This window comes from Vibrio sp. 1-2 (7-a), from assembly GCF_013048515.1.
GTDB lineage: Bacteria > Pseudomonadota > Gammaproteobacteria > Enterobacterales > Vibrionaceae > Vibrio > Vibrio diabolicus.
In genome coordinates, this window is record NZ_VHSQ01000001.1 from 1,301,942 (window position 1) to 1,327,749 (window position 25,808).

Below are 25,808 nucleotides of genomic sequence, written 5' to 3' on the forward strand. Positions count from 1 at the left end.
AAATTGACCATTTCATGCGACCAGCTATAATCTTATTGTAATTCCAGATTTGGAGATTAACTATGCACACATTAACAGCAAACGATGCGAAACGTAATTTTGGTGAGCTACTTCTTAGTGCCCAACGTGAGCCTGTAAAGATTAGCAAAAACAGCAAAGACGCCGTAGTAGTGATGTCTATTAAAGATTTTGAAGAGCTAGAGGCAATGAAAGCTGACTACCTTAAACATTGCTTCGAGTCAGCCAAACAAGACTTAGCGCAAGGCAATGTGGTTGATGGTGAAGACTTCTTGAGCGCCTTGTAATCCCCTATGCAAAAGAATAAATACAAACTTAGCAAATTGGCTCAAGCTCACTTATTAAAAATAAGAAACTACACTGTTGATAACTTTTCAGAGATGCAGTGGCGCAACTATAAAGATACGTTACTGACTGGGTTTCAAATGCTTGCTGACAATCCAGAAGTTGGTCGAAGTTGCGATAACATTTACCCCAAAGGTTTTTACTTTCCTATTGGTAAGCACACAGCTTATTTTACAAAAGAAAACGGCTTCATTTTGGTTGTGGCTGTACTTGGTCAGTCACAACTACCACAAAACCACTTATGATTGATTCTTCACCCTTCACTTGATTTTAGGGTGAAGATTCTGATTGGTAAACTAACGCCCTGTTAAGGTGTGAGCAACGCAATACAGATGCTCCCGCATACCACCTTAAACACTTAAACCAACGCATAGTAAAAATGCCACGCGTTGCGAATCACTCTTAAACAGTTTGTTAAGTTGCGGTTAGCACCTAAGTAAGGGACTATTTCATATTATTTTTCATTTCTTGGCACAAGCTAATAAATGGCTTAATTTTGCCACTATAGTCTGATAAGTCATACTTATGTGTACTAAATCGAGTCTTTGCCCTCATAGTCTTAGAAGCAGAGATGTCATCAATAAATTTCTTAATTTTACTTTCGTTAAAGTTATTGTAATCAACGCCACTTTTGCCATTAGTTGCTATCCATAATGATTCTTGTCTAAAGTCCATTAGCTCTAAATCATAAGCTTCTTGATCATCAAACCTAACTTTAACCTTGCCCCAATCTACATAAGTACTAAATGAATAATTTTCAGTGCTTGCATCACATTTAAAAAAGATCGAAGAGCTTTTAGAACCAGTTTCATCGCGTATGTCCAAACTATACATGATTGGTTTGTCCTCAAATTCATCTCTTCGCTGGACAATACTCTTAGATGGAACATTTGTACTGATTGTACAATTTGACTTATAGTTCCAACCATTATTTGCAGCAGAAAATGTACCATCACACTCTATAGAGCTTGTTATCGTATTAGCTTGAACAGACGCTACAAAAATAATGCTTAATGATAATAATATTGATTTTTTCATTTCATTTCGGATTTTAGAGTAAATTACAATTGCTGAGGGATAAACCCACTATACGTACATCACACTGTATGATACATGGTTTCGACTTAGTTCATTAGCAACTTAACGCCCAATTAAGGTGTGAGGCACGCAATGCCGATGCTGCCGCATACCACCTTAACCGCTAAAACTAACGCATACTAAAAATGCCACGCGTGCCGAATCACTCTTAAATTGTTTGTTATATGCGTGCTACAATGAAGCAACCAAAGCATTTGTTGAAACCACTTGAGCAAACGGAACACTAAGCGCCGCCATATAAGCAGCCTGGACGTCAGAAGCCAAGACTTGCTTACCGTCAAACTCTAAACTCTTCGTTGCACAACCGTCTGATATAACAGTGCATTTATAACCCAAATCAAATGCTGCCCTTGTCGTTGTGTCAATACACATATGCGTCATTGCACCGCATATTACAAGTTCATCAACCCCTTGTGAGTTAAGAAGTTCATTTAAATTAGTTTCCCTAAATGAACTTGGATAATTCTTAACAATCACTGGCTCATTCTCCATCGGCTCAACTAGTTCGTGTATTTTGCAACCGAAAGTATTTGGAATGAAAAAGGTCGCACCTTCACGCGTGGCTATGTGCTGAATATGAAAAACTGGTAACTCTTGCTCTCGGAAGTAAGAAAGCAGTCGAGCACAATTGCGAGCTGCATCTTCCATACCCTCCAATTCCATAGCACCGCCTAAGAAGTAGTCGTTCTGTATATCGATTAGCAATAATCCTTTACTCATAATTTTTCCTAGCCTATTTACTGATTTATAGTTGAAAGCATATAACGCCGCATTAAGGGGTGAACAACGCCACCACCTAACCTAAACCATTGTGCCGTAAACACTAAAGCCAATTCAAACCAAAACTGCCAAGCGTTGTGAATCCCTCTTGAATGCTTTGTTAGTTGCCTTGGATTCAAGTACGAAGTGCCAAACCTAAAGCTTTGATTTGAAGTCGATTGCCGTTTGCCAACACCAGCATTGCGTGTTTTAGTAAACTCAAATCAGGCGCAGTTTCAAAGCACCTGTCACTGAAACTACTTGGAACTCAAAACTCCGTAGAAAACGGACCAACAACACCAAAAAGCTCTTTTAGACAGACAGTGTTACAGAACTGATTTTCAACAAACAACGCGGCTTCTGCAACAAAGGATCCAAACCACATAAGAAACCAAAGCACGATTTTCACAGCCTCAAATAACTAGAAATGGAAATAAGAAAACCTAGCCAAATACACACGGACTTTAGCCCTAAACATTCTTCTTTGGGTACGTTTTTCCTCGTTGGCAACTAACGCCCTGTTAAGGTGTGAGCGACGCAATACCGAAGCTGCCGCATACCACCTTAAACACTAAAACCAACGCATAGTAAAAATGCCACGCGTTGCGAATCACTCTTAAACAGTTTGTTGTGGCTCTATCGTTTTCCACGATGGAAAAACGCTAAGTCGGAAAATGACATAGTATCATCGTCGCTAGCACCAAAACATGTGTGCTCCAGAGAATGTGCGGATATAGCCATTTTTGATTCAAGTTTAAAATCCACCGGAGTTGTTGATTTTAGTTTCTCTCTTAAATGGCGGTAAACACTATTAGACAAAATATCAGCCATGAAAGTAATATCGCTAACTTCGCATTTTATTTCATAGTCTAGCTCAGGAATATGTACATTCTCGTAAACATTTTTATCAATTTCGATTGTACTAGTTGCATGCTCAAGTTTCTTCTCGATTCTATTAAACCTGCTAATAGGTCTTGAACGTTTACCATGGATAAATAACTCTGTTATTTCATCAAATTCTTGCCTAATGAGTTTTACTGTTGCTTCTTGTAATAGGTCTGTGACGATGTTTAACTTTATAGGTTGGTTAGGATACATTGATTTAACACGAGCCAACAGCTTGGCTAATAACTGAACAACCAAAGCGCTATGTAGTAGCCTTGGTCTTTCTTCAAAACTATTGAACTCGTAGAATCCATTAACATATCCCGCACTATATGACCAACACACACCAAAACGCTTCATGAAATTAAAGAAACTATCTTTAATTTCATTTGATTTTTCTGTTGGAATATCCGTAATATGGAGTTTTCCTCCGCAAAATGCAGTTTTTTGGGATATATCTCTAGCCACTTCTTCAAAATATTTATACCCACCAACGGAACACAAAAAGCCAGCTACAACACCAAACTCCCCTTCCGATTGTTCGTTTTTGTTTGATTTACCTTTCGCACCAGATTCATCTAGTACAATATATGCTTCGACCATAATTCCTCTGAGCCATAACGCCGCGTTAAGGGGTGAACAACGCAATGCCACCTAACTTAAACCATTGTGCCATAAACACAAAAGCTAAACTTTGAACCGAAACTGCCAAGCGTTGAGAATCCCTCTTAAACGCTTTGTTAGTAGGTCAACTCCAAGAGAGCACCTGTACTTGTTGCCACCTAGCCTTATAGCCAGCAGTCATTTTGTTGTAATTAGCTTCTGTCATTGCCTTTTTGTTTGGTTTGATCAACATATTAAATGCGTCCTCCAACCCATAAGGGGCGAACAGTTTAATATTACCTGAGCTATCTAGAGTGAACCCAATAGCAAAGGCAGAAAGCCAAGACTCGATACCTTGTTCAACACGCTCATATGCCTGAATGGAACAACCAAACCTCTTAGAGTAGCGCTCATGTATGATTGCTTGGTTTTTTACATCAACGTCGACACTATGACTTAACCGTGAACTAATACGATTTTTGAATTCATCTTCAGTGATATGACTAGAGCTGTCGAAATAGACAACATCAAAGTCTTTAACTTGAGCAAGAAGCGATTTACTTTCAATACTGTTCCAGATGATTTGAGTAATAGAGCCACCTGCGATATAGAAGTTTGGCAGCCCTACTTCCCGACACACTTCAGCTGTTTCTATTAACTCAGGAACTTGCTGAATTAGATGCTTGAGTTTTTGTTTATTCATCCTGACCTACTAACGCCGCGTTAAGTGGTGAACAACGCTAACCACCAAACTTAAACCATTGTACCTTAAACACTTAACCTAACTTGAACTGAAATCGCCAAGCGTTGTGAATCCGCCTTAAACGCCTTGTTATATGCCTGAACCCAAAGCCTGAGAGTCCCTTAGTGAGCACCCAAAGCAAGAACTACAAGCTATATAGCCTTTTGCGATCTTTACGATAGCACTTAAAAGCCAAGACCCAGAACGAAACTAAGGCAAACAATGCTACCTTGTCGTATCTATGTAATAGCTTCCCAACTATGGCATCTTCCAAAGGTTTCATTACCCCTTGAAACTCAATTTCAGCGATGTAGTATTTGCCGACCAATAAAATTACGAAGTGAAAAACGACGCCAAGAATCAATGCTAATTGAGTGCGTTTGGACAATGAAAGCACATATAGAAATTCATATACAAAGTTCATTTTTACTTCCTAGCTGTATTGGCATATAACGCCTTGCTAAGGTGTGAGTAACGCAATACAAAAGCTACCGCACGGCGCCTTAATCACCCTAAGCCACCGCATAGTAAAAATGCCACGCGTTACGAATCACTCTTAAGCAATTTGTTAGTACATGCGCTACTTCCATTTATGGGCTCCAAGATATTGAAAAGTGGCATAATATGAAAGGCTTTGAACACTGAAGTGAGACGGGCAACTACAAAACTTAAACTCGGTTAAGAGACGAGAGTTGGCTAGAAGAAAAACGTACTGAACTCCCCTACTTTTACTGGATTCAAATTAGAAAAGGATTCGGTCCTCGTACTTCAACAGCCACACAAAAAATAATCAAGGTTCTCTCAAAAGCAACCACGAAAATGAAGAAGCGCCAAAGAAATAGACTAAGAGTTAAAAGCCGTAAACGGCGAAATCAAAGCGAACACTCCACATATAGTGCCACCGGAAAGAACGTGAAAGGCACTAACTGAAAGGTGTAAATAGGAGCGCCAAAACAGATAAACACCAAAACTTATGACCTTTGATGTCAAACCCGTACTAACGCCGCGTTAAGGGGTGAACAACGCTGACACCCAACTTAAACCATTGTGCCATAAACACAAAAGCCAAACTTTGAACCAAAACTTCCAAGCGTTGAGAATCCCTCTTAAACGCTTTGTTATGGCTTACAACTCACAACGAACAGAAACGTTAATCTGTTGTTCTATATGAACTTAACACGTTCGTCTAAGCACTCATTAGAACCCATTTCAAATTCGCGGCATATCCAAGGACGATTTTCATAAATTGTGCACATTAAAGTGTCTCTGTCTAAAGCGGCACACCAACCATCATTTAATCGCATCATTGTTTCACCACCATACTGATCGCGTGCGATGAACTCTTCTGGCACTCCAGTATCCGAGATAATCATAACTTCAAGGCGGCAGCAGCAAGCTTGGCAGTTTGCGCAAGATACATTTGAGGAAGAAGGTGTATTAGTTGGTATAAGCATAAGTAACTACAGTTTAGTCAATTGTGCATGATAACGTAAATTTGATGTGAACAACCTTCATTTCTGAGATTGTTGACCTTGTGAGCCATAACGCCCAATTAAGGTGTGAAGCACGCGACCACTATACTCAATTTGACCACCGTAAACACTGAGCTTAACTCAAACCAAAAATGCCAAGCGTGCTGAATCACTCTTAAATTGTTTGTTATGTCTGTAGTTAAGACGACCAAGAAGTGTTTGGGTGCACCTTGTATCCTAGACTTTCTAGTCGTTGACGCTCCTCTTTTAACTCCTTGATAGTTCTGCGTAAATTTATCAAAGCAAGCTTGTGTTTACTTAATGTTCCATCAACTACGAATAACTTTTTGGTTCCATCGCAAAGTAAATGTCCATTTGGAATTACCCCGACAATTGAAGCATTTGGAGGGATCAAATTTTGTGCTTTCAAAGAACAACTTGGATAGAAGATGTTACCCTTGTCATCTACTGCTTCTAACCCACCGTAATATGCAGCTTCACCACCATGATTGGAAACAAAAATACGAGCGCAAAGATAATTCCCTACGCCATCAATATTAGGTTCCAAGCTTCTGATAAGCCGAATTTTTAGCTTAGGCTTCCTTGCCCTAAATTGGTACAAATTGATACCAATACTTATTACGATAACTATTGTAGAAACAATCTCATATGTACTCATTAGTACCTCAAAAGACATAACGCCGCGTTAAGGCGTGACGTAATGTGTGCCAAACTTGAGCGAAGCGAAAATGGCACGCGTTACGGAATCGCTCTTAAACGCTTTGTTATGCATATTCCCACTTATCACCTAAAAATTCACCTTTGGCATCCCATACAAGAAAATGACTTTGTAATTTAGAGAACTCGCCAAACAAAATACCCAGCCGATTCAGATCTCTAGGTTCAAGTTGTATACAAAACTCTGATATGTATTTGTAAGGTAAAGGTGCATTACTACAGAACCTAATTTGAAGAGCACATTGTCTTTGAGGGCTTACCATAAATGCCCTTAGACTAAAATAATACGCAAAGTTATCCTCTTCCCTTTCTGAACCTATTTCATACAGAAAAACGTCTTTTGGGTGACGAGGGAAAACCTCTAGACCTTGAGCGATTTTCAGTAGATCAGAAGCATTATTATAGAGTTCAAATCTTGTACTCTGCATACCATTTGAAATATCCCATAAGAGTTGAAGATGGTATGGCTCTTCATAAGGAATTCTTTCTATTTTTACGCAATATTCCATTTTAACCCTTATATGCATAACGCCTTGCTAAGGTGTGAGTAACGCAATACAAAAGCTACCGCACGGCGCCTTAATCACCCTAAGCCACCGCATAGTAAAAATGCCACGCGTTACGAATCACTCTTAAGCAATTTGTTAGTACATGCGCTACTTCTATTTGTGCATTCCAAGATATTGAAAAGTGGCATAATATGAAAGGCTTTGAACACTGAAGTGAGACGGGCAGCTACAAAACTTAAACTCAGTAAAGAGACGAGAGTTGGCTAGAAGAAAAACGTACTGAACTCCCCTACTTTTACTGGCTTCAAATTAGAAAAGGATTCGATCCTCGTACTCCGACGGCAACACCAATGGAAGTCAATTCTGACTTAGTAAAAGCCACGAAAAAGAAGAAGCGCCAAAGAAATAGGCTAAGAGTTAGAAACCGTAAACGGTGAAATCAAAGCGAACACTCCGCATATAGTGCCACCGGAAAGAACGTGAAAGGTACAAGCTGAAAGGTGTAAAGATGAGCGCTAAAACAGATAAACACCAAAACTTATGACCTTTGATGTCAAACCCGTACTAACGCCGCGTTAAGGGGCGCAGGCACGCAATACAAAAGTGACCGCATAACACCTTAACCGCTAAACTTAACGCAAATTGAAAATGCCACGCGTGCCAAGTCCCTCTTAAACGCTTTGTTATAACCACATGTTCTCGCGGACTTCATAATGACTCACGTGGAGATCAGGATTCAATTTGTACTTCTCGTCTTCTGGGTACAACTTAGCAATACTGATATCTTCACCAGCAAACGACTTAATACAATCTAGATCTTCCCAGTAAGTTAGCAACGTGATTTCAGCATCATCTCCTAAATCTCGATTCAGAATTTGTGCTCCAAAGAAACCTTTAGTAGCTGACGTGTCTTTTATACCTGTCTCGTAAAGGTAAACAATAAACCCTTCTTCATGTTCCTTCGGACAAGTAGCTTTCCATTCCCTTGCTATCATAAATACTCCATTTTATGCCGTGGTTATAACGCCCTGTTAAGGGGTGAGCAACGCAATACCGATGCCGCCGCATACCACCTTAAACACTAAAGCCAACGCATAGTGAAAATGCCACGCGTTGCGAATCCCTCTTGAACAGTTTGTTATACCCGTGCTAGCTGCTAAGTGAAATCATGTGCAGACGTGGCTTTTTTAGCTGCTCAACGAGTACAGGGAACAACGAATTTACCAGCTCTTTTCTGTCTTCGTATCTTTCGTCGAACCAGTCGATTTCCTCTAAATCCAAATGTGATTCGTCAATCTCTAAAAGTGTTGCTTTAAATCCACCTGACGGTAATTTAGTTAAACTTTGTACTGTTTCATAGAAATCTTCGACGCTATCCGGAATGTCTAAAAGTATTGCATTCTTATCTTTTGAGTACCAAAGGCTTTTGGGATAACGAGTGATGAGGTAACTTTCGAGACCTATCGTTGCATCAAATTGGTCTCTACGTTCGACTGGTAACTCTATTTTAAATAAATTATACGGACTGTTTTTAGACATAGTTGCTCCTTTTACCAAGTCATTTTTTTATCGTAGGGTATAACGCCCAATTAAGGTGTGAGGTACGCAATACCGATGCTTCCGCATACCACCTTAATCACTAAATACAACGCATAGTAAAAGTGCCACGCGTGCCGAATCACTCTTAAATTGTTTGTTAGCCGATCATGCCAACGATAGCCCACCATCAACTACCAACGTATGACCGACGATATAGCTGGCTTTATCTGATAATAAAAACTCAATTGCATTGACGATTTCATCGATTTCCCCAAAACGATTGATTGGTACTACGTCAGAAACATCAGCGCGAATATCAGAGTTTTCAAGTTGCTTTTCTTCCCATCGGGGAGTCCACGTTACACCGGGAGCAACCGCATTAATTCGAATTCCAGACTTGATGCTTTCTAGCGCAACAGATCTAGTCAGCCCCTCAAGCGCGTGTTTAGCAGCACTATACATTGATGCATTGGGTGTTGGCCTAAGACCATTAACGGAACTTACATTTACTATGGATGCTCCTGCTTCCATTAGTTTCAGTTCAGACCTCAAACATAAGGCTTGGCACAAAAAATCCACATGAAGTGTTTCTTTGAGAAGTGGTACATCGACTTGAGACAGGTAACCTCTAGAAGCAAGAACCGGAGAAGCGTTATTTACCGCTACATCCAATTTTCCATATTGAGCTTCAATGTGAGCAAATAAACCGTCTAATTGTTGCTCATTCGCAATGTCAACCAACTGATAATCAACAGATTTTAATTCTGGATATTTTTGCATTACATCAAGCCAAATCTTCTTCGAACGCGAGCACGTAATAACTTTATATCCCTGCTTCACGAGCCGAAGAACTGAATACAAACCGATACCTTTTGAGCCACCAGTGACTAATGCAATTTTCAATTTAGGACTCCTTTCCTATTTGTAAACTTTGACGGCTAACGCCGCGTTAAGGGGTGCCGGCACGCAATACAAAAGTTACAGCATAACGCCATAATCACCGAACCCAACGCAAATTAAAAATGCCACGCGTGCCAAATCCCTCTTAAACGCTTTGTTATACGCTCGAACGTTTAAGCCAAAATTCTACGACAAGCCCTACTTTGAAATCATGATTTTTATGTGCTTTGATGCACTTAAGTCAGGCTTAGACTCACAGCGGCTTGTCACTGAAACCACGTGAACTCACCACACCAGAGAAAGCGCCCTTTCAGCAAGTAAATCGGCTTTTAGAAAGGCAAAATCACAGAGCTGAATTTCAGCAAAAAGCGCAGCCTGGACTGGCCCCAAACAATCAGCACCAAAGAAGAAAACCACCGATAAACGATAGGCAAAAACTGAATCACGGACCGGAGAAAACGAGTATTGAAACCGGGAAATCCTGATGCCCAAACCCCAGAACACAATGCTGAAAACTGAGATTATTGACCTGAATTTTTAGGTTTTCTTCATATAGCGTATAACGCCCTGTTAAGGTGTGAGCAACGCAATACCTATGCCTCCGCATACCACCTTAACCACTGAACATAACGCATAGTAAAAATGCCACGCGTTGCGAATCACTCTTAAACAGTTTGTTAGCTGTTTTTGTACACTTCGCCTAATTTAGTCAAAGCTGTTTTCAAAACTGTCTCTGATTTTAAAGCCTCACCAGAATCAACCCATTCATCGAGCGCTTGTGTAAATTCATCTACCGAAAAATTAGGGAAGTGTTTTGCCAGTAAATTGTACTTATCGATTCCATCGTTTTTTGCAGATAAATCTAAAGCGTCTAAATCAGACTTTAACGCAATTAAATTTGTTCGAAATAACTTCATAATAATCAGGCGCAGAATAAAAGCGATATTATATCTCACACATAATAAGAACTTATAGATATTTTGCTCAAACAGCTAACGCCTTGTTAAGGTGTGAGGCACGCAATACCTAAGCTTCCGCATAACACCTTAACCACTGAAGCCAACGCATAGTAAAAATGCCACGCGTGCCGAATCACTCTTGAACAATTTGTTATGTTCACGGCTACTCTAAATCAACGGTAAGGTTAATATCTTTAAACTGCTCGAACTCTTGCGGACTTAGACTCAATAAAAATTCGAATGGGGAGCTGTTCTTTACTGCTTTTTCGACCGCGTTATCAAACGAGCGAAGCCCGCTAGTTTTTAGTACCGAGAATTCGGTAACCTCAGCTTTATCATTAAGTTTGAAGTTTACACGGACATCGTACCCTAGATACTCATCTTGCTGGTTCAATTCATCTTGTATTCGCACTTTCATCAAGGATGCATTGTGAACTAGTCTAGCCTCTGGCGAATCATTGAAACCAACACACCCAGCAACAAACATTGATATTAATGCAATAAAAATTGCGTTTTTCATTATTAACGTTCCTTGAACATAACGCCCAATTAAGGTGTGAAGCACGCAATGACCAAGCCGCCGCATGGCACTTCAACACAAAAACCACCGCACAAAAAAATGCCACGCGTGCTGAATCACGCTTGAATTGTTTGTTAGTACGCTGCCCTTGAAGCATTTGGATCACACCAAGATGTTGAAATATAGCACGAAATTTATGGCGTAAAACACCAAAGCCAAATGGACAACTATTAAACTAGAACTCAGCCACAAAACGCAGGTTAGCTAGAAGAAAAACGTACAAATCTGCCCCATTTTCACTGCTTTAAAATTAGAAAAGAATTCGGTCACCTAACTTGAACAACAACACCAAAGAACCGAGTTGAAGCTAAAAGCCAACAACAGAAAAGAAACCGCGCCAGAGAAATAGCCCAAAAGTTAGAAACCGTAAACGCTGCAATCAAAGCGAAAAAACACACATCTAGTGCCACCGGAAAGAACGTGAAAGGTACGCCCGTATAAGTGAAAAACCGAGCATCGAAACCGATAAACACCAAAACTTTTGAACATTAATGCCAATCCAGTACTAACGCCCAATTAAGGTGTGAAGCACGTGACCACGACACTTCATTTGACCACCGTAAACACCGAACGCAACCCAAACCAAAAATGCCAAGCGTGCTGAATCACTCTTAAATTGTTTGTTAGCCCTGTGGTTGACTAGTACATATAACCTAGCTAATCAAAATGTCCAACACCCCACTGCTTATCTCTGAGTGGTTTCACATACAGTTCATCAAGATGCTCTACAGCAACTCCAAAGTTGGTGTGCTCGTGAAGCCTTAACCAAGACTGCATGCACTGAACTTGGTAAAAGCCGTTTGTAGAGTAGAAATCATGTAACTCAGATATAAGGATTATGAAATCCACATCTTTAGTTTCAGCAAATGCCGATAATTCTGACAACATAAAAGAGCCAATACCTTGCCCTCGATAACGTTCATCAACACAAAAGTCGATTACGCCCAGAACCTTATGTATTTCCCCGCCGACACTAACAACGCGATAATCCAGTCCAAGATAGCCAACCAGCTGTTCACCTTGAAAATGAAGGGCACGCATATGAGGCAACTGCTTAAAGTAAGAACGACTTACTTGGCTATCTGGAAAAGCTTGATTTCTTAATGCTTCGATTGCCTTATGATGCAATTCTGAAACATCTATTTCTTGTACGATTTCCATATCGTTTCCTCGAAAAGGGCTAACGCTTTCTATACGGCAATTTGCCTCCTTTCTGGCAAGCTACCGCCCTCTTTCTGATCAAAAGCGCTATGAATCGTAGCACCTATATACATGAAACAAATAGAAAAACAGTATGAACATGTGTGGTCGCGCGCGCAATTAGACGGCGCAATGCACGCTAATTACAAAAGAGCTGATAGATTGAAGGGGCTGTATAAATAAACAGGTAAATTTTATCATGAAAAGTCAGTTTTTACTTAGTGTAAAAGAGCACATGCTTACTCGTCATTATGCGAATAAAACCATCGAAAGTTATCTATTTTGGATAAAACGCTTTATCACTTTCCACCAGCTTGCCCACCCTTCAACACTAGCAGAAGATGATGTCGTTCAGTTCCTGAGTTACTTAGCGGTAAAAGAAAAAGTTGCGGTAAAAACGCAAGCTTTGGCACTGAACTCAATATCATTTTTATATCGTGATTATTTCAAAACTCCACTATCACTTGATATGAGATTTCAGAAATCTCTGACCGAAAAGAAACTTCCCGTTGTGTTAACCAGGGAGGAGATCCGACGATTCGTTCAACATATCGACCCGAGGTATAAACTCCATATTCAGCTGCTTTATGGCTCAGGACTTCGAGTCATGGAGTGCTTGCGCTTAAGAGTTCAAGACATCGATTATGATTATGGTGCAGTTCGCGTTTGGCAAGGAAAAGGAGGTAAAAATCGTACAGTCACATTAGCCAAAGAACTGCATGAGCCGCTTAAAGCTCAAGTTAATTTAGCAAGAGATTACTATTTTAAAGATAGACACATGCCTGGTTATGCGGGCGTATACATCTCTGAAGGTTTACGACGTAAATACCCAAAAGCGGAGCTAGATTTTAACTGGCACTTTTTGTTTCCATCAACAAAGTTAAGCGCAGATCGGGACACCGGAGAGCTCAGAAGGCATCATATCAATGAAAGTGCAATACAAAGAGCGGTAAAGCGCGCTGCAACGGATGCGTGTATCGAGAAAACAGTAACATGCCATACACTCAGGCACAGCTTTGCCACGCATTTATTGGAGTCTGGTGCTGATATTAGAACAGTACAAGAGCAGCTTGGTCACACCGATGTAAAAACCACCCAGATTTATACTCACGTTATCGAGCGCGGGGCTGGTGGCGTGTTGAGTCCATTATCCAGCCTTTAGAAAAACAAAACCACCTCGAAAAGGTGGCTTGCTGTATAACTCGCTATTGACGAACACCGAGTTTCACATTGCCTTTTGAATCAAACCAAAGCGCTTGTGAACGGCGACGTCCAATCAATATTGGACCATCATCATAAAAGAGAAAGTTCTTCCAATGCTTTTTAAAAATCGACCACTTAGTTTCGATGACATTGTACTTCTCGTAGCAAAAGTAAACGGTCACATCGTCTTGCCAATCGATATGTGCTTCTACTTCCGCTGGCATGTCCGGATCATCCAACTCCCACGCAGCCATCCAATCAACGACTTCAGACCAGTTCGCCTCATTCATTGGCCAATCTTGGGAGCTAAGTCGATCCATATCAGGGCTTTGAGCACTAATATTTTCTTTCCAAAATTGTGCTGAACGAGCTTGGCTCATCGGCTTAATAAAAGCCAAATCTTCTTTTGGCACAGGCATCGACTGATGCGTAAAAATCCATTTTCTTTGGTATTCATCCAAAGGCAAATAAGACATTCAGTCTCCTTTATTACGATTTCAGCCAACCTTTCTCTGTGGCTTCTTCTATCAACTCTTTCGCTTTGTCCCATAAGGTAACAGAGCCAAATTCAATTCGTTTATTAATGGTAAGTGCTTGTTCACGAGAGACGCCATGCTCCTTCCAACTCTGACCATTATTATGGTAGTTCAAGAGCATTGGAATTAACCGATCGAGTGCTTTTGCATACTTAGCATCATCGGTCTGCGCGGCTTCAAATTCATGCCAAAGCGCCAATAACTCTTGCTCCTGATCGCTGGGTAACATACCAAACAAGCGTTCTGCCGCTCTAATTTCTTTTTCTACTTGCTCTTGAGACGCGGCAGTATCATAAACAAAGGTATCCCCCGCGTCGATCTCTACTACGTCATGTATCAATAACATTTTCATCACTCGGCAAATATCTACTGGTGCATTCGCATGCTCTTCCATCAATATTGCCATCAGTGTGACATGCCAACTATGCTCACCACTATTTTCGAGACGCCCTTCAGCACTTTTAACTCGGGTTCGGCGCAAAATACTTTTGAGTTTATCGAGCTCGATTACAAGTGCTAATTGCTTTTCCAATCGCTCCATACTATCGCCCTTCTGGTTGCCAATTCGGATTAATAAGTGACGTTAGAACGTGGTCTTGCCATTCACCATTAATCAAAAGGTAATCTTTTGCATACCCTTCTCGGTTGAACCCTACATGCTCTAGCACAGCTTCACTACGTTTGTTGTGAGGCATGTAGCCGGCTTGAATACGATGTAACTTCTGCACGTTAAACATGTAGTCGCAAGCCATGGTTAATCCACGACGCATATAACCATGCCCTTGCGCTTTTTCAGCGAGAGAGTATCCGACGTTACAAGAATAAAAAGGGAAACGACTCAAATTACTAAAGGATATCGTACCTAGCATTTCACCCGAAGAGGCTCTGACCAAGAGGCAATAATACCCCAACCCCATTCGATGCAGCTCATTGAGCTTGATAAGCTTTTTCAACCAACCGTTCACTGAGAAAAAAGCTTCTTCACGTTTCGGCTCAAACGGTTTCAGGTATTCTCGATTCGCTTGAAAATACTCGGCAATCATATCTGCGTCACCGATTTCAGCGGTACGCAGAAGCAAGTCACCGTCCAACTTATGAACGGCGATAGATGAGCTGTTATCTTCCATTACAAATGATTAATTCCGTCTTTTCGTTCAATTCGATTAATTCTTGCGGATACCGTAATCACGCAGTTTATTAGCGATTGAGGTATGCGATACATTTAAGCGCTTAGCAAGCTTGCGGCTTGATGGGAATGACTGATACAAACGCTCCAGAACCTGAGATTCATAGTCACGCATGATCTCATCCAATGAACCGTCGATGTTAAGCGTTGCACTACCAGCGCCGACTGATTGAGGCTGAGGTAAATTGAAGTGCTCCGCGTTTAGTATACCACCATCCATTTCTGTGAGCGCTCGAAGAACCATGTTATCCAGCTGGCGCATGTTTCCTGGCCACTGATAATTTGCAAGGGCATCAACTAGGCCATCATCAAACTCTGGCTTATCAATCCCAAGCTGTTGAGCATGTTTCGCCACAAACAACTCAAGCAATGGTGCAACGTCGTTTGAGCGCTTACGTAACGGAGGAATGCTGAGCGTAAGTACGTTGAGACGATAATACAAATCTTCACGGAACATTCCTGCTTCAGAAAGTTCGGCAAGGTTATGTTTTGTTGAAGCGATGATGCGAACATCGACATGCATCTCATCTTCTGCACCGACACGACGGAAATTACCATCTTGTAGAAAACGTAACAGCTTGATTTGAAGATGCGAACTCATTTCACCGATTTCATCAAGAAATACTGTCCCGCCATTTGCTTGCTCAAAGATACCTTTGTGACCTTGTTCATGATTAAATGAACCCGGCGCATGACCAAAAAGTTCGGTTTCTGCTACATCGTCAGGCATCGAAGCACAACTCAAAACTAAGAATGGCTTGCTCGCACGGCTAGAACGGCTGTGGCAAGCTTTAGCAAGCATTTCTTTACCGGTCCCTGTTTCGCCCTCAATTAACAGTGGCTGGTCAAGCACAGACAGCTTCTTAGCTTGATTCATTAGCGCCTTATGGCGGTTCGATATTCCAACAAAGTGCTCAAAACCCAGGGGATTATGCAGTGGCAGCGCTTCTTCAATTCTGGCAACTTGCTGACTAGAGCGAATCGTCATCAGTGTACTCGCTAGAGTGGAGTTTTGCGCTTCGTCTCGGATATAAACGGGCATTAACTCTAGAACATAGTCTAAGCCATCAATCACAAGGTTTTCCCGTGTTCGGCCATTCACACCTTCAGACCAGCGAGAAAAACGAACACTTGGCAGCAAAACTCCGATCTGCGTGCCAATTACTTCTTGCTTGTGAAGACCAAGCAGTGAAAGTGCAGACATGTTTGCCATGTCTACGGCACCTTTAAGGTCGATGGCAAAGACCGGATCGGGCAAGTTATCAACTAGCGAGAGCAGCTCCGTATTGTGGCGCTCCATCGGCATAAACTGGATTTTACGTACGTCTTTCACCCCCGGAATACGGCGGATTTCAGCCATCAGCTCACTAAACGTATCAAAATCAATATCTGGGCAATTCAAATAGATAATACCGCTAATATCGATTTCGATACCACGCAAGTCGATGCTTTTAGACGCTAAAATATCGAGCAGTTCTCGGGTCAAGCCGAGTCGATCTTCACATAAGACTTCAAGACGCACTGAAAATATCCCAATTCACGACTGTCAGGAAAAGTTGACAGTAGTTTCTATCATGCTTGGAATGGCGTCAAGCAATCCTATCCATCAAAGTTGATATTCGTTACGGTTTCATCGTAATTGATGCAACTTTCGCCGCCACAGCCTTGCGTATGGTGCCCAATTTAACCTGACGGTCAGGATACCATGGTAGTGGACGCAATAAGGTCATCGCTTTCAAGCCCAAACGTGCCGTTAGAATACCAACACCTAGCCCCTGCCCCGCACGAGCGGAGACTTTGCCCGCAAGGTCCATCGACATCAAGTCCATACTGGCATCAATAGCTAGCTCACTGGCACCAGCCGCCGCCATATTGACAAATACCGCTTTTAGTAGCTTGATGCGAGAGGCGTAACCTAGCTCTACCCCATATACCTTGGAGAGGTTGTCGATCATTTTGAAATTTCGCCACGCCACCAGCAACATATCAGCGGCAGCCAGAGGGCTCACCGCGACTAGGGCCGCACACTCGGTTGCGTGCTGCGATACGATTTTCGTTGCCAATTTGTCTTGTTGGCTCACAACCATCGAGTCATACATATCAAGGATTTCAGCATCACTATGAGCAGGGTTAATGCTGTTCTGCCAACGATCAAAGCCCGGGTTCTCTGCCATCACACCACTTTGTTCTGCCACTGTTTCGCAAAAGGCTTTCCCTTTCCCCACACTCTCACTATTAACAAGTGCTTCGGCTTCTTCTTGAACACTAAAATGATTTCGTAGTTTGCGCAGTTTCCAAAGCTCTTTACCCATCGCCCCTAAACCAAGCAAAGCGATCGCAGCAATAAACCCCGTCCAGCTTAAAGCCAGCCAATCAGAAGTTTGAATTGCGGTTATAACCGAGTCCACCGCTTGCCAGCCAACCAAACCAGCAAAGGTGACAAATGCGCCAGTCGCAAGCCATTTTCTGCCCGGTTTTGGACGAATGACATGCTCGAGTTGCAATTCCTGTTCGGTCTCCTGGCGCTCTTCTTTAAGTTCAACAGGTACGAATGTTTCTTTTTCGCCGAATGTTTGCTGCGCCGTCAACTCCGGTTGATTCGATTGCTGCTCTTTTTCCATCGCCTTTTCAGAGAAAACTTGTTTTTGCTTCAACTCACTCATTTCAATTTATCTCCAATCAGGTAATCCAGTGCTTTGTCTAAGCGTATGTGCTTCACTGGCTCATCATTCGGTGAGGGCATTGGACGGAATGACGTAAAATCAAACCCGTTGTTTTGCCAATAAGCCGCATTTGGTAGTTTTTTCGGCACTTCTCCCGGGAACATCGTCATCGGCTCACCATCCAACGTCGTACCCTGTAACGCCGGAATCGTCTTATCTCCAGAAGAAATAAATCCCGTCGTGGTTGATTGGATAGAAGCGATACTCATGCAACTCATCTCGATATTCTCGTAGGCTGCGGTTTGCCACGCTGGATGCACCATTTGTTGTAGCAAAGACACTAAATTGGGATGCTGATCGGGCGTTATGTGATCCGCTTTTGTGGCAGCAAACAGCACTTTGTCGATTTTTGGTGAGAATAAACGGCGCAAAAAGCTACTACGACCATAACGGAAGCTATGCATGATCTGCTCTAGCGCTTGGCGCATGTCGTAAAACGCTTCATCGCCGGCATTGAGAGGCTGCAAGCAATCCACCAGCACAATCTGTCGATCGAAGGTCGCAAAATGATGCTTATAAAATGCTTTCACTACTTTCTGTTGGTATTCCTGAAAACGGGCTTCTAGCATCGCTAAGTTACTGCCCTTGGGCGCTTTGCTTTCCGAATCAGCACGACACGGAAAAAACTGTAGCACCGGCGCGCCTGCTAGCTCACCAGGTAATACAAAGCGGCCAGGCTGAACCCAATGAAGGCCAGAGTCTTTACAAGAATGAAGGTACTCTGTGTATGTGTGTGCAACTTTCTCGAGTAGTTTCTCGTTCACTTCAGCAGAAAGATCCACCTTTTCTAATTCAGACAGCCAAGCTTTGGCTAAATCGCCACGCTGGCCTTTAAGTGCATCAAACTGAGTTTGCGACCACGTTGCAAAGTCCATGTCCAATAAAGGCAGGTCGAGCAACCACTCTCCTGGATAGTCGATAATATCAACATTTAAAATTGCGGTTTTACTCAACAGCTTTTTCGTAGTTTTATTTGGTTTGTACTTGAGCGCTAAGCGAATCTCACTCACATCACGTGTCGGTACTGGCCACTGAGGTGGAGTGGCATGAATTTGGCTCATCGCCTCATCGTAAGCAAAGCGTGGCACCATCATATTCGATTGAGGCTCACGCTTCGCCCCAATAAGGCGCTTATCTCTAGCCGCAGTCAAAAGAGGCAAATTGTCATGGGTTGCAGTATGAAGAAGCTGATTCACTAATGACGTGATGAATGCCGTCTTACCGGCACGAGAAAGTCCGGTGACAGCAATTCGAACATTAGAGTCCATACCTCTGTTGATAAAGTCATTAACTTCTTTCTTTATTCTCTTCATTGCGCTTCTTTATCTTGCTCCGCTCTAAAACAACGTTATCAGCAACTTCGGGTATTAATCTATGAATACTTACCTTTTAATACTGAACTCTATGAGTCTAACTTTATATACCTTAATAAAAGATGAACAAAACATTCGCTTAAAGCAGGATGAAAAAAGAAAAGCCCCTGAGTGGTTCAGAGGCTTACTTAATCAACACTAAAGCATTAGTGACCCTATTTATGCTGATTACTGTGTTGAACAGAAACCTGCTTTCTTTGAGTCTAGTCGTCTTCGATTAATTTATAGATAACAAATAGAGCGATTTCTAAAATCAGCCACAATACACACGTGATGGTCACGTACTTCTCATCAAAGATGCTGATGCCGTGAAGGATCAAGTCGTAGCCAACAAAGCCACCTACCACTACAGCAAGAATAATTTGTAGAATCTGAATAAAACGAGGCATGCCGTCTCCTAATTATTGTTCGCATAACGTTTGATTGCTATGCCCTGAGGTTTATATCTACATTATATAGACAAAAAGTGCAGTTTTCGCTGCACTTTTGTCAAATGTTTGCTAGGTAAATCAGCACCTTGTCACATTCTCTCTCCTGAGACAATGTAAGATTACCGTTTGCCTTACGCTTCCATCTCTTGGATTTTCACTTTCCAAGTGTCAGGACCGATTTGGTGCGCGTTAACGCCATTTGAGTCTACAGCCACTGTTACTGGCATATCTTCAACTTCAAATTCGTAAATCGCTTCCATACCTAAATCTTCAAATGCGACAACGCGAGCTTTCTTGATCGCTTTCGCTACAAGGTACGCCGCGCCACCAACAGCCATTAGATAAACCGCTTTGTGATTCTTGATAGATTCAACCGTTGCAGGACCACGCTCAGCTTTACCGATCATGCCCATGATGCCTGTTTTTTCTAGCATCATATCGGTGAATTTATCCATACGCGTTGATGTTGTTGGGCCAGCAGGACCAACGACTTCATCACCAACTGCATCGACAGGACCTACGTAGTAAATGAACTTACCGTTTAGATCTACACCTTCTGGTAGACCTTCGCCATTATCTAGCATGCCTTGAATACGTTTATGCGCTGCATCACGGCCAGTCAGAATTTTACCTGATAGAAGAACGGTTTCGCCTGTCTTCCACTCTTGTACTTCTTCTTTAGTAATCGTGTCTAAGTTTACGCGACGCGTGTTTTCGCCCGCTTCCCAAGTAATGTCTGGCCAATCTTCTAGTTTAGGTGGCGTTAGCTCTGCTGGGCCGCTGCCATCAAGCGTGAAGTGTACGTGACGAGTCGCCGCACAGTTCGGGATCAAACAAACAGGCTTAGAAGCCGCGTGCGTTGGCGCCGTTTTGATCTTAACGTCGACAACGGTTGTCAAACCACCAAGGCCTTGCGCGCCGATACCAAGTTTGTTCACGCGATTGAAGATATCAAGACGAAGCTCTTCTTCTGCGTTTTGTGGGCCACGGTCAATAAGCTCTTGAATATCGATGTGTTCCATTAGAGATTCTTTTGCCAATACCGCTGCTTTTTCAGCCGTACCGCCAATACCAATGCCAAGCATGCCAGGAGGACACCAGCCCGCGCCCATTGTTGGTAGCGTTTTTTCTACCCACTCAGCAATATCGTCAGATGGGTTTAGCATCACCATCTTGGTTTTGTTTTCACTACCGCCGCCCTTTGCTGCGATCTGAATTTCAACTTTATCGCCCGGAACCATGTTGATGTGTACGACAGCAGGCGTGTTGTCTTTGGTATTAATACGTTTACCGGCAGGATCCATAAGTACTGACGCACGCAACGGGTTGTCTGGGTTCGTATACGCTTGTCGAACACCTTCATCTACCATCTGCTGAACCGTCATGTCGGTTGAATCCCATTGCACGCCCATACCGATGTTGACGAAACACGTCACGATACCAGTATCCTGACAAATTGGTCGGTGACCTTCTGCGGACATTCGGGAGTTAATTAGAATCTGAGCAATCGCGTCTTTAGCGGCTTGGCTCTCTTCGCGGTGATAGGCTTTTTCAAGAGCTTGAACAAAGTCTAGCGGGTGGTAGTAAGAAATATACTGTAGCGCATCAGCGACACTGCTGATCACATCCTGCTTGCGTATTACCGTCATTACATGCCTCGTTATAGTTATGCTTCCATTATTGGCTTGGCTTCAATCGTGTTTGTTGAGCTTATTGCTCTTTTGAACTTCGTTTTTTATAAACAATTGTCGAACGGCTGATATCGACACACGAAATGCTGAAGTTGCCTACTTGTAAACCATCTCAAAACCCTATGAATAGAGGGAGTTTGGCTATACAGAGGAATATGATACTCTTGCTGCCCATGACATGCCATGCAGTGAACGATCTCTTTGTCACAAATTACACAAATGAACAACATGGACAATCAATTCATTGATTTTAAAGCGCTGGAATATGCACCAGAGTTTGCTCTTCACCTCTTTTCTCGCATTCAACACCAGCCTTGGGCGATGTTGCTGCGTTCTGCATCAGAAACGCATATCGATAGTCGCTTCGATGTGTTGGTTGCCAACCCAATTGCAACGTTAGAAACCACTGCCGACAGCACACAAGTTGAAACGCCATCTAATGCCTATTCAACTCAAGATGACCCATTCGCGCTGCTTCATCAGTTGCAAGAACAGTGGCTTCCTCACGTTGAGTTAAATAAAAAATTGGATTTGCCTTTTGTCGGCGGAGCGCTCGGTTACTTCAGTTACGATTTAGGTCGACGCGTAGAAACGATGCCAGAACTGGCCGAAAAGGATCTCAACACGCCTGATATGGCGGTAGGTCTTTATGAATGGGCCGTCGTTGTTGACCACAAGCTTAAAAAAGCCTGCCTAGTCGGTCAGAATATCGAGCAAGCTTGGCAATGGTTAGAAAAACAAGAAGCGGAGCAAAGCGTTGACTTTGCTCTGTCTGGTGATTGGCAGTCAAACATGACGAAAGAGAGCTACGCTACTCGCTTTGACAAGGTGCAAGAATACTTGTTGAGCGGTGACTGCTATCAGATCAATTTGGCGCAGCGCTTTAACGCACCGTATCAAGGCAGTGAGTGGCAAGCGTATCTGAAATTGGAGTCCGCCAACCAAGCGCCATTCTCAGCGTTTATCCGTATGCCTGTGTCTTCAATTTTGAGTATCTCTCCAGAGCGCTTTTTAGAGCTCAAAGATCGCGTCATTGAAACGAAACCAATCAAAGGTACTCGCCCACGCAGCGAAGATTCAAAACAAGATAACGCTAATGCCCATGACTTGCAGACAGCAGAAAAAGATCAAGCAGAGAACCTGATGATTGTCGATTTGCTGCGTAATGACATTGGTCGAGTTGCATCACCGGGGAGCGTTCACGTGCCAAAGCTGTTTGAAATTGAAAGCTTCCCCGCAGTGCATCATTTGGTGAGCACCATTCGTGCGAATTTGGATGAACAATACTCTCCTGCGGATTTGCTGCGAGCGTGTTTTCCAGGCGGTTCAATTACCGGCGCACCTAAAGTTCGCGCAATGCAGATCATTGAAGAATTGGAGCCGCATCGACGCAGCGCGTATTGCGGCAGTATTGGCTACATTTCTCGCCATGGTCGTATGGATACCAGCATCACCATCCGCACTCTCGTAGCGGAGAATCACAAACTGTACGCTTGGGCTGGCGGCGGCGTCGTTGCAGATAGCGATTGCGCTTCTGAATATCAAGAAACGTTGGATAAGCTCTCAAAGATTTTGCCAGCGCTGCAATAGTAGGTTTCGCCAAATGGCAACGGTCTATGAACCCTGCTAACGAAAACAAGCAAAAACGCCTCCATTACGGATAATGCCGCTCGTTTAACAGCGAGTGGCATATTTCTGTATCTCGTCATCCTGTACCGCGACGAAGGAGCGTGATACAGGCTCTTCTATCCGAGCACTTTATGGTCAAATTTGTTTCATTAGCCGCTCAGTGCTGCTATTAGATTCCTAGTCTCGCCAAGGCTCGCTGGAATGACACAAGAAACATCGTTAAGCGATCGGCATTATCCAGTGTGGAGCGTTTTTTGTGTGTTTTATTTACAGGTACTTTGGCTTTTAGCCGTTGGCTAACAAGAATCCGTTTTTTAAGAGGCAGCGTCTACTGCTCAAGCCACTTACACATGATCTGTTCAATATCGGTTGCGGTGTACGGCTTAGTGAGGATGTCGTCCATGCCTGAATCAATGCACTTTTGACGCTCTTCGATGGTAGTGCCAGCGGTTAATGCGATAATAGGATGAGTAAAGCCACGTTCTCTCAGATACATCGTCGCCTCATAACCATCCATTTCTGGCATTCGGCAGTCCATAAATATCAGTTCGTAATCTTTGTTTTTCACCGCTTCTAAAGCTTCTTTCCCATTGGCTTTTAAATCAGGCGTAATGTCGAGTTTTTTCAGCATTTGAGTAACTATCACTTGGTTCATTCTGATGTCGTCAACCACCAGTATTGAGCGTCCTGCCAAATCACTTCGCTCTATATTAGCTAATTCCCCCTCTGCTGCGCCTTGGGCTTGCCCCTCCTTTAGAGGAATAGAGACTTTAAAGGTGGTACCTTTGCGTTCTTCACTTTCAAAGCTAATCTCGCCCTGCATCAAATCCACTAGATTTTTACAAATCGCAAGGCCCAAACCTGAGCCTTCAAAACTGCGCTTCGCCGAGCGATCTACTTGCACAAATGGGTCAAATAATGAGGGCTGCGCTTCTATCGGGATGCCAATACCCGTGTCTTCAACCTCAAAATGCGCAATACCGTTTATCCACTCCACTCGCAGCACCACCCCACCCAAATGAGTAAACTTAATAGCATTTCCCACCAAGTTGACCAAGATCTGTGTAATTCGCTCTAAGTCACCAACTAAAAACTCGGGAATACCGAGCTTTTTATCGATGGAGAAATGAATTCGCTTTTCTGCTGCTTTAGCTGAAAATACGCCCATGATGGCTTTTTCAAGCTCTTCCCAAGCAAAGACCTTATCGATGATTTCCATCATACCGGCATTCATCTTGCTGAAGTCGAGAAGATCGTTAATGATGACCCTCAATAAGTCTCCCGATTGAGTCAAGTTGTTTAGGTAATGGCGTTGCTCTTCACCTAACTGTGTTCGACTTAGTAGTTCAGCACTACCTAGCACGCCATTAAGAGGTGTTCGCAACTCGTGGTTAATCATGGCGACAAACTCTTTCGTCGCTTTTTCCGATTCCTCTGCCCGCTTTCGCAGCTCCACTTCTCGCTCTAAACTCAAATGCCGGCCAATGACCCCATGAACCAAATCCGATACCAGCTCCATCTGTTTGGAAATAAACGACTGATCGATTTGATCCAACTGAACAGAGAAGATCAACTCTCCTACTGTTTGCTTGTCAATGATGATAGGCAAATGCAAGTTCTCCCCCTGCCAATTGGGGACAGTCTTAATCGTATTCTCATGGCGAAGCTGTAAATGACCAAAATGATGTCGGCGCAAAGAAGAGAGTTTTGTGGAATCAAGATGTAAGTAAGCCGCAGAAATGATTGAGTTCGAAGTGAGCTGCTCAATAAAACTGGCAATCATGGCTTCATCAAAGGTGCTCGACAAAAAAGTTCGACCAAACTTAATCAGCGTCGCGTCAACTTTCTCTTCGAACTCAAACTTGCGTAAATCCTTTTTTGATTTCAACTCAAGCTTTTTCAAAGCAACACTTAGCTGTTGAGTAGATTCATAAAGTTCGAAGCTCTTCTGCTCCAATAACCGCTCAGCTGCTTTTCTTGATTCGATTTCTCGTTTGAGTTTCCTTTCTAGCGAGGAACTTCCTGTCATATCGTTCTTATTGTGCCTCTAACCAAAAGCGAGCCTGGCTACCATCTTCTGACTGGTTTTGGTGTTTAATATGAATAACTTCACCAAAGTGCGCCGCGCAGCCTTTTATTAGACCTAAACATACGTGAGACATACACCGCGCACTTCGATAATCAAACACCATGTTTGATTGAGTCTCGCTGATAAAATCAAACTGAGGAGGGTTAGCATCTGGGTAGAGCTTTTTGACCTCGACATGAATAAAATCTTCAACATGTCGAACAAATTGAAATGTCGTTTCACACTGCTGCAAACTGGCGTGACTAGGAATCGAGCGAAGTAAATTCAAAAAAACGCACTCTCCAAATACTTCTTGCAGTTGTTCAGGCGGAATACCAGATACTTTACTGAGATTCACAATCAATTTAACCAAGTCTTTATGATCGTAACTGCCTACTGCCGTATAAATCCCTTCGTCATTAGAAAGATCGAGCACTTGGTCTAACACATCGAGACCAAACTTCTCTTCCACTAACTCCATGAACTCGGTGAAAATAATCCCTTTCATTAGTCAATACTTGCCCTGTGGTGACCTCTTAAAATAAAGAATGGTTTATAACCTTATAAGTTTCAAATTATTATACCCAAGCAGAGTGAGACACACGACACAAAGCAGGGAAA

General features: G+C 42.7%; 28 protein-coding genes and 1 pseudogene. 4 read left to right on the plus strand and 25 right to left on the minus strand.

The window, feature by feature from the left end; genetic code table 11:
* Positions 1-62: 62 nt before the first annotated feature.
* Complete coding sequence (locus tag FKN08_RS05845; protein ID WP_062569034.1) at positions 63-305, plus strand: type II toxin-antitoxin system Phd/YefM family antitoxin; 243 nt, start codon at positions 63-65, stop codon at positions 303-305.
* Between the two features lie 6 nt (positions 306-311).
* Positions 312-608: a type II toxin-antitoxin system RelE/ParE family toxin gene (locus FKN08_RS05850; RefSeq protein ID WP_170891526.1), complete on the plus strand. Its 297-nt coding sequence runs from the start codon at positions 312-314 to the stop codon at positions 606-608.
* 199 nt (positions 609-807) lie between these two features.
* Here FKN08_RS05850 and FKN08_RS05855 read toward each other — a convergent pair whose 3' ends face one another.
* From FKN08_RS05855 to FKN08_RS05950, 15 genes and pseudogenes are all read right to left on the minus strand, one after another.
* Positions 808-1,401, minus strand: coding sequence for a hypothetical protein (locus FKN08_RS05855; RefSeq protein WP_170891527.1), 594 nt, complete (start codon positions 1,399-1,401; stop codon positions 808-810).
* A 231-nt stretch (positions 1,402-1,632) separates the two neighbouring features.
* The gene (locus FKN08_RS05865) at positions 1,633-2,181 is read right to left on the minus strand and encodes a cysteine hydrolase family protein (protein ID WP_170891528.1); all 549 of its coding nucleotides are present in this window, start codon (positions 2,179-2,181) and stop codon (positions 1,633-1,635) included.
* Between the two features lie 675 nt (positions 2,182-2,856).
* Positions 2,857-3,708: a hypothetical protein gene (locus tag FKN08_RS05875; RefSeq protein ID WP_170891529.1), complete on the minus strand. Its 852-nt coding sequence runs from the start codon at positions 3,706-3,708 to the stop codon at positions 2,857-2,859.
* Between the two features lie 145 nt (positions 3,709-3,853).
* Positions 3,854-4,411: a nucleotidyltransferase family protein gene (locus FKN08_RS05880; protein WP_170891530.1), complete on the minus strand. Its 558-nt coding sequence runs from the start codon at positions 4,409-4,411 to the stop codon at positions 3,854-3,856.
* 184 nt (positions 4,412-4,595) lie between these two features.
* The gene (locus tag FKN08_RS05885) at positions 4,596-4,874 is read right to left on the minus strand and encodes a hypothetical protein (RefSeq protein ID WP_025573065.1); all 279 of its coding nucleotides are present in this window, start codon (positions 4,872-4,874) and stop codon (positions 4,596-4,598) included.
* Between the two features lie 739 nt (positions 4,875-5,613).
* The gene (locus tag FKN08_RS05890; RefSeq protein WP_079856096.1) at positions 5,614-5,904 is read right to left on the minus strand and encodes a YkgJ family cysteine cluster protein; all 291 of its coding nucleotides are present in this window, start codon (positions 5,902-5,904) and stop codon (positions 5,614-5,616) included.
* Positions 5,905-6,121: 217 nt separating this feature from the next.
* Positions 6,122-6,601: a peptidase T gene (locus tag FKN08_RS05895; protein WP_170891531.1), complete on the minus strand. Its 480-nt coding sequence runs from the start codon at positions 6,599-6,601 to the stop codon at positions 6,122-6,124.
* A 106-nt stretch (positions 6,602-6,707) separates the two neighbouring features.
* Positions 6,708-7,169, minus strand: coding sequence for a hypothetical protein (locus FKN08_RS05900; RefSeq protein ID WP_170891532.1), 462 nt, complete (start codon positions 7,167-7,169; stop codon positions 6,708-6,710).
* 683 nt (positions 7,170-7,852) lie between these two features.
* Complete coding sequence (locus tag FKN08_RS05905) at positions 7,853-8,164, minus strand: antibiotic biosynthesis monooxygenase (protein ID WP_170891533.1); 312 nt, start codon at positions 8,162-8,164, stop codon at positions 7,853-7,855.
* Positions 8,165-8,200: 36 nt separating this feature from the next.
* Positions 8,201-8,303 (minus strand): annotated as a pseudogene (locus tag FKN08_RS05910) (DUF3265 domain-containing protein).
* A gap of 15 nt (positions 8,304-8,318) precedes the next feature.
* Entirely contained in the window at positions 8,319-8,708 is a 390-nt protein-coding gene (locus tag FKN08_RS05915; protein WP_170891534.1) for a hypothetical protein, read from the minus strand.
* A 165-nt stretch (positions 8,709-8,873) separates the two neighbouring features.
* The gene (locus tag FKN08_RS05925) at positions 8,874-9,611 is read right to left on the minus strand and encodes an SDR family oxidoreductase (RefSeq protein ID WP_069544510.1); all 738 of its coding nucleotides are present in this window, start codon (positions 9,609-9,611) and stop codon (positions 8,874-8,876) included.
* A gap of 674 nt (positions 9,612-10,285) precedes the next feature.
* Positions 10,286-10,564 carry a hypothetical protein gene (locus FKN08_RS05935; RefSeq protein ID WP_170891535.1) on the minus strand — a complete coding sequence of 93 codons (279 nt, stop codon included), beginning with the start codon at positions 10,562-10,564 and terminating at the stop codon, positions 10,286-10,288.
* Between the two features lie 166 nt (positions 10,565-10,730).
* Positions 10,731-11,087 carry a cell envelope integrity protein TolA gene (locus FKN08_RS05945; RefSeq protein WP_069490865.1) on the minus strand — a complete coding sequence of 119 codons (357 nt, stop codon included), beginning with the start codon at positions 11,085-11,087 and terminating at the stop codon, positions 10,731-10,733.
* 717 nt (positions 11,088-11,804) lie between these two features.
* Positions 11,805-12,308: a GNAT family N-acetyltransferase gene (locus FKN08_RS05950; RefSeq protein ID WP_170891536.1), complete on the minus strand. Its 504-nt coding sequence runs from the start codon at positions 12,306-12,308 to the stop codon at positions 11,805-11,807.
* A 238-nt stretch (positions 12,309-12,546) separates the two neighbouring features.
* On the opposite strand from FKN08_RS05950, the gene FKN08_RS05955 reads away from it, so the two are divergent.
* Positions 12,547-13,509: an integron integrase gene (locus FKN08_RS05955; protein ID WP_170891537.1), complete on the plus strand. Its 963-nt coding sequence runs from the start codon at positions 12,547-12,549 to the stop codon at positions 13,507-13,509.
* 43 nt (positions 13,510-13,552) lie between these two features.
* Here FKN08_RS05955 and FKN08_RS05960 read toward each other — a convergent pair whose 3' ends face one another.
* The 8 genes from FKN08_RS05960 to FKN08_RS05995 all read right to left on the minus strand — a co-directional run bounded on the left by FKN08_RS05960 (position 13,553) and on the right by FKN08_RS05995 (position 21,448).
* On the minus strand, positions 13,553-14,026 hold the full coding sequence (locus FKN08_RS05960; RefSeq protein ID WP_046876177.1) for a DUF2947 domain-containing protein: 474 nt from the start codon (positions 14,024-14,026) through the stop codon (positions 13,553-13,555).
* 13 nt (positions 14,027-14,039) lie between these two features.
* Positions 14,040-14,627, minus strand: a complete 588-nt coding sequence (locus FKN08_RS05965) for an HD domain-containing protein (protein WP_005396932.1) — start codon at positions 14,625-14,627, stop codon at positions 14,040-14,042.
* Position 14,628: 1 nt separating this feature from the next.
* Positions 14,629-15,213 (minus strand): ribosomal protein S5-alanine N-acetyltransferase, encoded by a 585-nt coding sequence (gene rimJ, locus FKN08_RS05970; protein ID WP_170891538.1) that lies wholly within the window; start codon positions 15,211-15,213, stop codon positions 14,629-14,631.
* Between the two features lie 36 nt (positions 15,214-15,249).
* Positions 15,250-16,794, minus strand: a complete 1,545-nt coding sequence (gene tyrR / locus FKN08_RS05975) for a transcriptional regulator TyrR (protein WP_170891539.1) — start codon at positions 16,792-16,794, stop codon at positions 15,250-15,252.
* A 100-nt stretch (positions 16,795-16,894) separates the two neighbouring features.
* Positions 16,895-17,935 carry a TIGR01620 family protein gene (locus FKN08_RS05980; protein ID WP_053808932.1) on the minus strand — a complete coding sequence of 347 codons (1,041 nt, stop codon included), beginning with the start codon at positions 17,933-17,935 and terminating at the stop codon, positions 16,895-16,897.
* A complete protein-coding gene (locus FKN08_RS05985; protein WP_170891540.1) occupies positions 17,932-19,308 on the minus strand; it encodes a YcjX family protein in 1,377 nt (458 codons plus the stop codon). Before FKN08_RS05985 ends, FKN08_RS05980 begins: the two co-directional genes overlap by 4 nt.
* A gap of 263 nt (positions 19,309-19,571) precedes the next feature.
* Complete coding sequence (locus FKN08_RS05990) at positions 19,572-19,757, minus strand: hypothetical protein (protein ID WP_012841654.1); 186 nt, start codon at positions 19,755-19,757, stop codon at positions 19,572-19,574.
* Positions 19,758-19,930: 173 nt separating this feature from the next.
* On the minus strand, positions 19,931-21,448 hold the full coding sequence (locus FKN08_RS05995; RefSeq protein WP_005376905.1) for a fumarate hydratase: 1,518 nt from the start codon (positions 21,446-21,448) through the stop codon (positions 19,931-19,933).
* A 270-nt stretch (positions 21,449-21,718) separates the two neighbouring features.
* Here FKN08_RS05995 and pabB point away from each other — a divergent pair, with 270 nt between their 5' ends.
* The gene (gene pabB / locus FKN08_RS06000; RefSeq protein WP_170891541.1) at positions 21,719-23,080 is read left to right on the plus strand and encodes an aminodeoxychorismate synthase component I; all 1,362 of its coding nucleotides are present in this window, start codon (positions 21,719-21,721) and stop codon (positions 23,078-23,080) included.
* 367 nt (positions 23,081-23,447) lie between these two features.
* On the opposite strand, the gene FKN08_RS06005 is transcribed toward pabB, so the two are convergent.
* Together FKN08_RS06005 and FKN08_RS06010 are read right to left on the minus strand one after the other, a co-directional pair.
* Positions 23,448-25,148 (minus strand): ATP-binding protein, encoded by a 1,701-nt coding sequence (locus FKN08_RS06005; protein ID WP_005396909.1) that lies wholly within the window; start codon positions 25,146-25,148, stop codon positions 23,448-23,450.
* A 7-nt stretch (positions 25,149-25,155) separates the two neighbouring features.
* Complete coding sequence (locus FKN08_RS06010) at positions 25,156-25,695, minus strand: heme NO-binding domain-containing protein (protein ID WP_170891542.1); 540 nt, start codon at positions 25,693-25,695, stop codon at positions 25,156-25,158.
* Positions 25,696-25,808 lie beyond the last annotated feature (113 nt).